We start from the raw sequence: 11,500 nt of genomic DNA, 5'->3' as shown, positions 1-11,500 counted from the left end.
GCCTTTAATGCTGGCTCGCTTTATTGGTAAAGACCCCCTCCCCCCGAAAATATCTACTTTGCTGATCGCGCTATTCTTGTTGTTGGTCCCTACACTCATGATTGCCAAACAACCCGATTTAGGGACCTCTATATTGATCGCCGCATCCGGCATATTCGTGTTGTTCCTAGCCGGTATCAGTTGGAAAATCATCACCGCTGCTGTCGTCGCGCTTGCCAGCTTTATACCAGTACTTTGGTTTTTCCTGATGCACGATTACCAACGAACACGGGTGCTTACCTTGTTTAATCCTGAATCGGATCCGCTCGGTGCCGGCTATCACATTATCCAATCTAAGATCGCGATAGGCTCGGGCGGTTTAACCGGTAAAGGCTGGCTCCATGGAACACAGTCGCAGCTCGAGTTTCTCCCTGAACGCCATACTGATTTTATTTTTGCCGTCATCGCCGAAGAATGGGGGTTAGTGGGTGTTTGCGTGCTACTGGCTTTATATGTGTTTTTGATTGGGCGAGGATGGGCGAGGGTTAATGTTGGCAAGCCGAGCACAAACCGCCTTTGGCCGTATGATGGCGGGCAGTATTGTGTTGAGCTTTTTTGTTTATGTTTTTGTCAACATTGGCATGGTCAGCGGTATTTTACCTGTGGTTGGGGTACCCTTACCTTTAATTAGCTATGGTGGCACCTCAATGGTCACGCTCATGGCCGGTTTTGGTATTCTCATGTCCATTCATACTCACCGTAAAATGTTATCCAGGGCATAAACATGCGAGCTATTCTTGTTGTTATTACTTCCCTTTTATTCAGCGCCTGTAGCAACCAGCAAGGGCGCTACGATATGCATAATGACAAAGCCCCAGACCGGGTTCCACAAACCATTCATGTTGAGGACGCACACCCTAAATATGAGCCTTATAGCCTCGCGGGTAATAAGGATTACACGTTAAACGGGCAGTCATACCAGATTTTACGTAAGCCTAAGGGGTATCAAGAAGCAGGAATTGCCTCCTGGTATGGAGAGAAGTTTCACGGCCATCGCACCTCTAATGGCGAGGTCTACGACATGTACTCCATGTCTGCGGCGCACAAAACCTTGCCCTTGCCGAGCTATATCGAAGTCACTAACCAAAACAATGGCAAAAAAGCGGTCGTGCGTGTCAATGACCGCGGTCCTTTTCACAACCAACGCGTGATTGATCTTAGCTATGCTGCAGCGAAAAAGTTGGACGTGTTAAAAACCGGCACTGCACCAGTTTCACTGCGGCTTATCTCCCCTGAGAAACCCAAGGAAGATGAGTGGCACTCCGCCCGGCACCATGTCTATTATGTTCAACTGGCAGCGCTTTCAAATGGTTTAAAAGCCAATCAAACCGCGGAACAATTAGCAAAAAGCCATGGTCTACCTACCCATATCGCGCGCCGTGACCAAGTTTATCGCGTACGTTTTGGTCCGTTTTACGACCGTGGCCAAGCACAACAAGCGATGCGCACAGCAAAACAGCACCAATTGCCGGGCGCCTTTATCGTCACCGAGGCACTTGTGAGTACTGACTCATCGGTAACAAGTGCCAAAACAGATAATCAATAAGTTAAAGAAATCGTGCCTGTCGCTCTCTACGCAATTTGGTATAGTGACAAATACAGTATCGACATCGATAACCGACAAAAGTACTAACAATGATGAATAAAACCGTTTTTCGCATACGCGCGCTGCTTTCCGCGGCTGTGCTCACCACAGCGACTGTCCAAGCCGCGCCCGCTGTCATCCCTGATGCACCGCAAATTGCGGCGAAAGGATATGTGCTCATGGATTACCATTCTGGCAAAGTATTGGCAGAATATAATGCTCATGAGCGCCTCAATCCAGCCAGCTTAACCAAAATGATGACCAGCTACGTCATCGGCCAAGAAGTCGAACGTGGTAACATTTCAATGGATGATGATGTTGTCATTAGCGAAAACGCTTGGGCAAAAAATTACCCTGAATCGTCAAAAATGTTTATCGAGGTCGGCACCACGGTCAAAGCGGCCGATCTAAACCGCGGTATCATCATCCAATCTGGTAATGATGCCTGTGTGGCGATGGCAGAACATGTTGCGGGCTCGGAAGACGCCTTTGTCGATTTGATGAACCGCTGGGGCGAAAGCTTGGGCATGAACAGCTCGCATTTTTCTAATGTGCATGGTTTAGACTCTCAAAATTTGTATACCACCCCCTATGATATGGCGTTACTCGGCCAAGCGCTGATTCGTGATGTACCAGAAGAGTATCGGATATACAAAGAAAAAGCCTTTACCTACAACGGCATTACTCAATACAACCGTAATGGCTTGCTCTGGGATAAAAGCCTGAATGTCGATGGCATTAAAACGGGCCACACTGATGGGGCCGGTTACAACCTCGTCACGTCAGCGACTGAGGGCGACATGCGTCTTATTTCAGTTGTCATGGGGACGAAGAGTGCAAATGCCCGTAAGGCTGAGAGTAAAAAGCTGCTGAACTATGGTTTCCGTTTCTTTGAAACAGTTGCACCGCATAAGGCCAATGAAACCTTTGTCACTGAGAAAGTATGGATGGGTGATACAGACGAAGTCGCGCTAGGCGTCACCGAAGATACCTTTGTCACTCTTCCTCGCGGTAAAGCACGCGATTTGAAAGCGAGCTTTGTTTTAGAACAAACCCTCGAAGCGCCTATCAGTCAGGGTGACGTGGTCGGTAAGTTGTTCTATCAAGTTGATGATGAAGACATCGCTGAATATCCACTGGTTGCCCTCAACGATGTCGAAAAAGGCGGTATCTTTAGCCGTTTCATTGACTACATCGTGATGATGTTCAAAAACTTACTTGGATAACCTCTACTTTACGCCGCCCTCCAACCTCGTGGGCGGCTTGTTTTCTGACTCTTAGCCGATTAGTATTTCGCGTTAATCGTGATCAATCGCACAAACGTGTGTCTTAACAGACATACTGTTAGGAGTTTACATGCAAGAGCAACCAAAATTAAAAGACCTGCTGGAGTTTCCTTGCCAATTTACCTACAAGGTCGTGGGCCAAGCGAAACCTGAGCTACCGGATCAAGTGTTAAGCGTTATTCAACGCCATGCGCCGGGAGACTATAGCCCCGCCGTCAAACCGAGTGCAAAAGGCAACTATCACTCTGTGTCTATTACCATTAAAGCGACCTCCATTGAGCAAGTTGAGACGCTTTATAAAGAACTCAGCGATATTGATATCGTCCGTATGGTTCTTTAATTCAAATACCCACACGACTGGCGGCTTTTAATCACGCCGCCAGGCTCTATAATATCGCCACTGACAACAATATGGGAAATGGGTTTGCAGCACCAACTCGTTGTGAGACACCTCGGCCGTCAACCGTATTCACGTGTTTGGGAACAGATGCGTGACTTCACCGACACACGTGATGAACAGACCCAAGATGAGGTCTGGTTGGTTGAACATGACCCCGTTTTTACCCAAGGGCAAGCGGGAAAAACGGAACATATTTTGGTCCCGGGAGACATTCCAGTCGTACAATCAGACCGTGGGGGGCAAGTTACCTATCATGGTCCCGGTCAGCTGATTGCCTATTTCCTGATTAATCTTAAAAGAAAAAAAGTCGGTGTGCGGGCACTGGTTAGTCATATTGAAAATCTAGTCGTTGACACGCTGGCACACTTCCACGTCGACGCTTACGCGCGACCCGATGCACCTGGCGTTTACGTTAACGATGCAAAAATATGTTCTCTTGGGCTCCGCATCCGTCGCGGATGCTCATTCCACGGATTGGCACTAAACATCAATATGGATTTATCACCATTCCAGCGCATCAACCCATGTGGGTATGCCGGTATGGCCATGACGCAACTGAGCGATCAGGTTGATCACGTCACACTCGCTGACGTCCAACCTGTGCTGGTAGACACTTTAACTCAACAGTTAGGTTACTCTCAGGTTGAGTTTACAACGGAAAGCAGCGATTTATGAGCAAACCGATTCAGATGGAACGCGGCGTTAAATACCGCGACGCCGATAAAATGGCGCTTATCCCGGTCAAAAATATGCAGACCGAGCAAAAAGAAGTGCTGCGCAAGCCTGATTGGATGAAAATCAAGCTCCCGGCTGAAACTGCGCGTATAAAAGAAATTAAAGACGCGATGCGTAAAAATAACCTCCACTCGGTGTGTGAGGAAGCGTCGTGTCCTAACTTGGCTGAGTGCTTTAGCCACGGTACGGCAACCTTTATGATTCTGGGTGCCATCTGTACACGTCGTTGCCCTTTCTGTGATGTGGCCCATGGCCGCCCTGTGGCCCCTGACAGTGAAGAGCCAAAGCATTTGGCACAAACTATCAAGGACATGAAGCTACGTTATGTGGTGATCACCTCGGTGGATCGTGATGATCTCCGCGACGGCGGCGCTCAGCATTTTGTCGATTGCACCCGTGAGATCCGTACGCTTAACCCTGATATTCAAATAGAGACACTGGTCCCTGACTTCCGTGGTCGTATGGATAAAGCCCTCGATATCTTGCGTGACAATCCACCCGATGTGTTCAACCACAACCTTGAAACGGCACCGCGTTTGTACCGAAAAGCGCGCCCCGGCGCTAATTATCAGTGGTCACTGGATCTGTTGCAAAAGTTTGGCGAAATGCATCCAGACGTACCAACCAAGTCAGGATTGATGATGGGTCTCGGTGAGACCAAAGAAGAAATTATCGAGGTGCTCAAAGACTTACGTGCGCATGGTGTCACAATGCTAACGCTAGGACAGTACCTCGCCCCAAGCCGTCACCACTTGCCGGTTGAGCGCTATGTGCCGCCAGAAGAATTCGATGAATTAAAAGAAATCGCGCTAGATCTTGGCTTTACGCATGCAGCCTGTGGCCCGTTTGTTCGCTCCTCTTATCATGCAGACTTGCAAGCAAAAGGCGTTGAAGTGAAATAGCCTTATCGTGTGGGTATATGGTAAATAGTGGGTACACGGATAAATAAGAAAAAGCCGCAAGTGCTGAATGCACTTGCGGCTTTTCTAGTCGGTTATGACTGACTAACTTTCGCCATTATACGCGCGATAAGTAATCAGCCTTACCAACCCATTTATAGGTCGTTAGCTCTTCGAGTCCCATCGGACCGCGGGCATGGAGCTTTTGGGTGGATACCGCCACTTCAGCGCCAAGACCAAACTGCGCACCATCGGTAAAACGCGTTGATGCATTGACATACACAGCCGCCGATCCGGCACCGTTGATAAAGGCTTCAGCCGATTGTAAATCATTAGTCAGTATGGCATCGGAGTGACTCGCGTTATGGGTCCTCATGTGCGCAAGCGCCTGATCCACGTCATCAACAACAGCCACACCCAGTGTCGGCCCTAGCCACTCAGTATCAAAGTCACCCGTTTGTGCTTCACGTAACTGCTCAACACCATCCAGATAGGGTAATGCACTTGATGCGGCAACAACATTCAGCTTATGTTGATTAAACAGCGTGACTAAACGCGAGAACAACTGCGCAGCTACGTCCTTATGCACTAACAAGGTGTCTAATGCATTGCACGCTGATGGGCGATCTGCTTTTGCATTGAGGATCACCTCTGGCGCTCTATCAAGATCAGCACTGTGATCAACATACAGATGACTAATACCAAAACCACCGATAATGACAGGAATGGTACTGTTTTGCTTGCACATTTTATGCAGCCCTGCCCCACCACGGGGAATAATCATATCGACGTAATCATCAAGGGTCAGCAGTTCAGAGACGAGGGCGCGATCAGGCTTATCAATATACTGAACGGACGCGAGCGGAAGGCCCGCTTTTTCTAACCCAGTTTGGATCACATTCACTAGCACCTGGTTGGTTGCGAACGTTTCTTTGCCGCCGCGTAAAATGCTGGCGTTGCCGGTTTTCAAACATAATGCGGCAATATCGATGGTGACATTTGGACGCGCTTCATAAATCACACCAATCACGCCCAGAGGCTCACGTCGCTTGGATAATGACAGGCCATTTTCGAGCAGTTTATGATCGAACTGTTGACCGACAGGATCGGCTAATGCGATGACTTGCCTAACGTCTTTTGCCATATTGGTGAGACGTTCTGGGGTCAGTGTGAGTCTATCCAACATCGCGGCATCCATCTGTGTCTCGCGAGCGGCGGCAAGATCGATTTGGTTTGCGGCTAAAATGGCCGCCTGCTGTGCATCAAGTTCATCGGCAATGATCGCTAACGCCTGGTTTTTCGTCGCGGTCGATGTGATTGCCAGTTGGTAAGCGGCGTCTTTTGCCGACTTACCCATCGTTTGTAAGCTCATCTGTTATTCGTCTCTTCTATTCTTCTCTGCTTGGATGTTATTCGTCGATGACCACAAGATCGTCGCGATGCATCGCAACCGGTCCATACTCATAGCCTAAAATATCTGCAATCTGTTGGCTATGTGCGCCGGCAATACGGCGCAAATCACGTGCGGCATAACGACAGATCCCCCGGGCCAGACACTTACCATCAACCGATTCAATACGTGCCACTTCGCCACGGACAAACTCGCCTTTCACAGCGACAATCCCTTTGCTCAACAAACTGCTTCCGTTTTGCGTCACTGCTGTGGCGGCACCGGCATCTACCACGATCTCGCCTGCTGGAGGAGGACCCGCCAAAATCCAACGCTTGCGGCTTTCTAACGGACTGTCTAAGGGTAAAAAGCGTGTCCCCGCATTATCACCGGCGGCAGCTTTTTGGATCACCTCCGGCTTACTGCCTGCTGCAATGGTGACTTCGACACCGGCTCGACGACCAATATCCGCCGCTTGCAGTTTGGTCGCCATACCTCCCGTGCCCAAGCCACCGACACTGCCTCCGGCTAATTTGCGTAAGGTTTCATCAATCGTGTGCACTTCACGAATTAACTCAGCGTCAGGATTCGCGCGAGGATCGGCGGTAAAGAGGCCAGGTTGATCCGTTAAGAGCAAAAGCTTGTCAGCATCCGCTAAAATCGCGACCAGTGCCGACAAGTTATCATTGTCTCCAACTTTTATTTCAGCGGTAGCCACCGCATCGTTTTCGTTCACAATCGGGATGATACCGTTATCTAGCAACGCATGAAGCATGTCACGGGCATTGAGAAAACGTTCTCGGTGTTCTAAATCGGCGCGAGTTAATAACATTTGCCCAACCTGAAAGCCGTATAAACTAAACAGGTGTTCCCACGTTTGAATCAAACGACACTGGCCAACGGCGGCAAGCATTTGCTTATTTGCAACCGTATCGGCTAATACCGGATAACCAAGATGCTCTCGCCCTGCTGCAATGGCTGCAGATGAGACGATAATGACCTGATGGCCTTGCTGTCTTAACCTTGCACATTGGCGGACTAACTCAACCATATGTGCTTGATCCAGGCGCGTCGAGCCGCCCGTAAGCACACTGGTGCCCAATTTAACCACGAGAGTTTGCGAGGGAATGTTGGCTGCTAGGCCACCATCTTGAAATGCGTCTTGAATAGTCATGCTTGCCTGATCCACAAAAGCTTAGGTGTCTCTTTTATCAATCCCTTGCTCATTTAACAAGAGCTGGGATCAGGCAATTCACGGTTACTTGGCGCCCGTCAGTTTAGGCTCGGTGAGCGCGGCGCTGGGTGACAAGGATAGATCGAGCTCTTGGTCTAGCAAGGTATACAGCTTGGTATAAAAGTTAGTTAGCGTTTTGTCTACCGCTTCCCTCGCCTCTTGAGGAATTGACTCATTCACCCAATCCCCTTTGTGGTCATAAAGACCAAACCCATAGCGATAATTGAACCCGTCTTCGGTGGGGGCTAACTCAAACCACCATCCCCAGAATTCTCGCGCATCAGGATCTTTTTCCGCATCCACACATACGGACAGGCTATCAAAAAAGTAACGTTCTGGTGCCGATATCCCCTCTCGAAAATAGGGGCCCAAAGCCGTAAATCGCGTTTTTAATCGTCCATGTGAAAGCGTCGTTTTATCGCTCATCGTGTCCTCCAGTGGCACTTTAACGTCCTTGTACATGGTATATCATGCGGTTAACGTTCAGGTGAATGTCAATCCTTCGCTTTCGGCGGTAGATCACACCTTCGATTCGGGCTACCACCTCTTATGATAGGTTTAAAGCATGTCCGTAAACCATTTGACGGTTTCTGTGAGTGCACGATGATAGCCATCGTGTAATGGCGTGTTTGGGAGGGTAACGGCTTTCCCTCCGCGACTGTATCGCGCGATCAACTGGTTATCTGACTCCGGACACACAGGATCATCTTTTAAGCTTAGCGCGAGAATCGGTACGTCTGTGCGGCGGCCAGTGAGCAGACCTTGATTTTTTAATGACCACGCTTGTAAGCGCGTTTTCAAGGTATCGATAGGCAGCCGGCGTCCTATGCGGGAGCCCAAGGTATCTAGGTACATGGGTGGCATTTTCTTCATTCTTGTCGCATCGGTGAGTAATGCATGCACAATCCCCCCCAGTGACGCACTGGCCTTGATACGATGAGGTTCTAAAAATGCCATCCGTACTGCTGGGTTAGCCCCAAAACGGATACCCATGGTGCCGACGCGATGGTGATCCGCCCATGGTACATCAGCGAGCTTATCAAGCATCGCCGCATGCAAGCGGCTGGTGTCTTCGTTTAAATGCCAGTGGCTGCTGTGACCCACCGATGGCATATCAAGCGTCAGTACCGCGATATCGGCAGGAGCAAAGTAATCGACAAATAAGCGCCAGAGATCGGTTTGTAAGCTATCAAGGCTGCCACTCAAGATCACAACCGGCAAGGTGGCGTCTGTACGTGGTAAATAGAGATACCCTTTTAACGTCTTACCGTCTAATTGCGTTTCGACAGTCTTCACCGTAAACGGCAGTTGTGACATTGCTTTTTCAAACGCTTTAAATGCCAAGGTTTCGGCCTGTAAGGCAAGGTTATCCCCTTTAAGATGAGGGTAAGCCGCGATACCAAAGTAAGTACACGCCTGAAGCCACTGTTCACTCGCCTGCTCAGCCTTTCCTTCATCCGCCAACACTTTGGCTTTTTTTTGGTGTTGCATCCCTACCGCGGTCCATTCATAGTTCCAATTACCCGCTCGGTAACCTTCAACCGTATCCAATAACGCATCAACAGAACGGGTATTGTCAGAAGAGGCAATACGAGAAAAGATCGCTTCCATTTCGACCGGATCGACCCCTTGCCAAGTCCACTGACCACGACGACGCATACGGTACCAACTCGATTCGCTGTCGCCATCAAATGCCGAGTAATTGGTTTGCTGGCTTTGTTGAACCGCACCAAATAGTGTTGATGTTTCGGTAGCATGTTTGTGTTTAGCAAAAAGCGTCACCGATAGGTTTTGTGATTCTTTCTTGGACACACCCACTCCTAGGCTTTTTTGTAACGTGATGTTAGTTTAAACCATACACATAGCAAGACCATGATTTTCCGCACTTAATCACAGGAATAAAAAACGCCGCGTGAAAACGCGGCGTTTTGGCTCAATCCGGTAGGCTATTTGCGTTGCCAACGGCATTTATTTTGCAATCGGATCAACATAGCTGACCGCCATATCCCAAGGCTGCTCAATCCAAGTATCTTGCGGAATATCAACGACGTAGTCATCAACAAGAGACTTGCCCGCTGGCTTCGCACTCACGGTCACAAAACGTGCTTTGGGGTAGAGTTGACGCACCATTTCAGCCGTCCCACCCGTATCCACGAGATCGTCAACCACAATAAAACCGTCACCATCACCGGGCGCTTGCTTGACGACACGCATATCGCGTTGATGGTCGTGGTCATAACTGGAAATACAGACTGTGTCGACATGGCGAATACCCAGCTCACGGGCAAGAATGGCAGCAGGGACCAAACCACCGCGGGTAACGGCGATAATACCTTGCCATTGCTCTGCGGGAAGCAACTTTTCTGCCAATTGCCGGGTGTACATCTGCATATTGTCCCAGGTAATAATAAACTTAGTGCTCATGGTGAAAACCTCGTGGCGTCTCTCGCCTTATTTTAATGTCAATGTGGGCACGTTGCTTTACACTAAGAAGACAAACTTGAGTAAGAACAACCCCGCCAAAATCCAGATACTGACAGGAACTTCTCGCCCTTTGCCCGCAAAGGTTTTTACGGCACAAAACGCAATAAAGCCAAGCCCAATACCGCTTGCTATTGAATAAGTCAGCGGCATCAGCAAACACACCACCACAACAGGCGCAGCCTCAGTCAGATCACGCCAATTAATGCTCACCAAACCTGACATCATCAAGATGGCCACATAAAATAAGGCGCCAGCAGTCGCATAGGCAGGCACCATACCTGCTAACGGTGCAAAAAAGAGCGCCAGTAAAAACAGAATACCAACAACCACAGCGGTCAATCCCGTGCGACCGCCAGCGGCAACCCCTGATACGCTCTCAATGTAAGACGTTGTGTTTGACGTGCCTAAAAGCGCCCCGACTGATGTCGCGGTACTATCTGCCAGTAATGCACGATTTAAGCGCGGTAGTTTACCATCTTTATCCAAAAGTTCCGCGCGCTGTGCCACACCCACTAAGGTTCCTGCAGTATCAAAAAGATCGACAAATAAAAATGCGAACACAATCGACACTAATCCCACTTCAAACGCGCCAGAAAAATCGAGTTGCATAAAGGTCGGCGCTAAACTCGGCGGCGCGGACATCACACCACCGTATGCCACATCACCGGCGATGACACCGATGATCGTGACCGCCAAAATGGCAATCATTACCGCCCCTTTCATTCCTCGGTGCACCAAACCGATGGTCAGAAAGAAACCAAGTGCCGCCATGGCGGGAGCAAAGGCTGTCACATCACCGAGCGCAACCAATGTTGCTGGGTGGTCAACGACAATCCCAGCGTTTTGCAACGCAATGAGCGCCAAAAAAAGTCCGATACCGGCTGATATACCGGTTCGTAGTGCCATTGGAATCGAATTAATGATCCATTCACGCACGCGCAAGACACTTAACAAAATGAAACATAACCCGGAGATAAATACGGCGGCTAGCGCAACCTGCCAAGAGTGCCCCATTTGTAAAACCACGGTGTAGGTGAAAAAGGCATTCAGTCCCATCCCCGGCGCCTGTGCGACTGGATAGTTTGCCACAATCCCCATCACTAGACAGCCAACGCAAAGGCTGTCACATCACCGAGCGCAACCAATGTTGCTGGGTGGTCAACGACAATCCCAGCGTTTTGCAACGCAATGAGCGCCAAAAAAAGTCCGATACCGGCTGATATACCGGTTCGTAGTGCCATTGGAATCGAATTAATGATCCATTCACGCACGCGCAAGACACTTAACAAAATGAAACATAACCCGGAGATAAATACGGCGGCTAGCGCAACCTGCCAAGAGTGCCCCATTTGTAAAACCACGGTGTAGGTGAAAAAGGCATTCAGTCCCATCCCCGGCGCCTGTGCGACTGGATAGTTTGCCACAATCCCCATCACTAGACAGCCAAC

Annotated in this window: 11 protein-coding genes and 2 pseudogenes; 6 read left to right on the top strand and 7 right to left on the bottom strand. The window is 49.4% G+C overall.

Features of this window, described 5'->3' with window-relative positions; all coding sequences use genetic code 11:
* From rodA to lipA, 6 genes and pseudogenes are all read left to right on the top strand, one after another.
* Nucleotides 1-761 (top strand): annotated as a pseudogene (gene rodA, locus BZG79_RS06800) (rod shape-determining protein RodA); the annotation flags it as partial.
* Nucleotides 762-763: 2 nt separating this feature from the next.
* Entirely contained in the window at nucleotides 764-1,585 is an 822-nt protein-coding gene (locus tag BZG79_RS06795) for a septal ring lytic transglycosylase RlpA family protein (RefSeq protein WP_077774023.1), read from the top strand.
* Between the two features lie 92 nt (nucleotides 1,586-1,677).
* The gene (locus BZG79_RS06790; RefSeq protein WP_077660772.1) at nucleotides 1,678-2,850 is read left to right on the top strand and encodes a serine hydrolase; all 1,173 of its coding nucleotides are present in this window, start codon (nucleotides 1,678-1,680) and stop codon (nucleotides 2,848-2,850) included.
* Nucleotides 2,851-2,980: 130 nt separating this feature from the next.
* Nucleotides 2,981-3,250, top strand: a complete 270-nt coding sequence (gene ybeD, locus BZG79_RS06785) for a DUF493 family protein YbeD (RefSeq protein WP_025744456.1) — start codon at nucleotides 2,981-2,983, stop codon at nucleotides 3,248-3,250.
* A gap of 78 nt (nucleotides 3,251-3,328) precedes the next feature.
* Entirely contained in the window at nucleotides 3,329-3,985 is a 657-nt protein-coding gene (gene lipB, locus BZG79_RS06780) for a lipoyl(octanoyl) transferase LipB (protein ID WP_037367580.1), read from the top strand.
* Nucleotides 3,982-4,947: a lipoyl synthase gene (gene lipA / locus BZG79_RS06775; protein ID WP_025673790.1), complete on the top strand. Its 966-nt coding sequence runs from the start codon at nucleotides 3,982-3,984 to the stop codon at nucleotides 4,945-4,947. Before lipB ends, lipA begins: the two co-directional genes overlap by 4 nt.
* 115 nt (nucleotides 4,948-5,062) lie before the next feature.
* Here lipA and BZG79_RS06770 read toward each other — a convergent pair whose 3' ends face one another.
* From BZG79_RS06770 to BZG79_RS16060, 7 genes and pseudogenes are all read right to left on the bottom strand, one after another.
* Complete coding sequence (locus BZG79_RS06770) at nucleotides 5,063-6,316, bottom strand: glutamate-5-semialdehyde dehydrogenase (protein WP_077774022.1); 1,254 nt, start codon at nucleotides 6,314-6,316, stop codon at nucleotides 5,063-5,065.
* A gap of 37 nt (nucleotides 6,317-6,353) precedes the next feature.
* Complete coding sequence (gene proB, locus BZG79_RS06765; RefSeq protein WP_077461622.1) at nucleotides 6,354-7,508, bottom strand: glutamate 5-kinase; 1,155 nt, start codon at nucleotides 7,506-7,508, stop codon at nucleotides 6,354-6,356.
* An 84-nt stretch (nucleotides 7,509-7,592) separates the two neighbouring features.
* Nucleotides 7,593-7,994, bottom strand: coding sequence for a sigma factor-binding protein Crl (gene crl, locus BZG79_RS06760; RefSeq protein ID WP_077461623.1), 402 nt, complete (start codon nucleotides 7,992-7,994; stop codon nucleotides 7,593-7,595).
* Nucleotides 7,995-8,126: 132 nt separating this feature from the next.
* Nucleotides 8,127-9,380 (bottom strand): esterase FrsA, encoded by a 1,254-nt coding sequence (gene frsA, locus BZG79_RS06755; RefSeq protein WP_025744452.1) that lies wholly within the window; start codon nucleotides 9,378-9,380, stop codon nucleotides 8,127-8,129.
* A 156-nt stretch (nucleotides 9,381-9,536) separates the two neighbouring features.
* Nucleotides 9,537-9,992, bottom strand: a complete 456-nt coding sequence (gene gpt, locus BZG79_RS06750) for a xanthine phosphoribosyltransferase (RefSeq protein WP_025744451.1) — start codon at nucleotides 9,990-9,992, stop codon at nucleotides 9,537-9,539.
* A 57-nt stretch (nucleotides 9,993-10,049) separates the two neighbouring features.
* Nucleotides 10,050-11,165 (bottom strand): annotated as a pseudogene (locus BZG79_RS06745) (NCS2 family permease); the annotation flags it as partial.
* Nucleotides 11,153-11,500, bottom strand: a 348-nt coding sequence (locus BZG79_RS16060) for an NCS2 family permease (protein WP_199877588.1), incomplete at its 5' end; no start/stop codon positions are given. The gene BZG79_RS16060 and the pseudogene BZG79_RS06745, both read right to left, overlap by 13 nt.

This window comes from Salinivibrio sp. MA427 (genome assembly GCF_001996115.1).
GTDB classification, from domain to species: domain Bacteria; phylum Pseudomonadota; class Gammaproteobacteria; order Enterobacterales; family Vibrionaceae; genus Salinivibrio; species Salinivibrio costicola.
The sequence above is the reverse complement of the archived record's forward strand: the minus strand, read 5'-3'. Positions and strand labels throughout refer to the sequence as shown.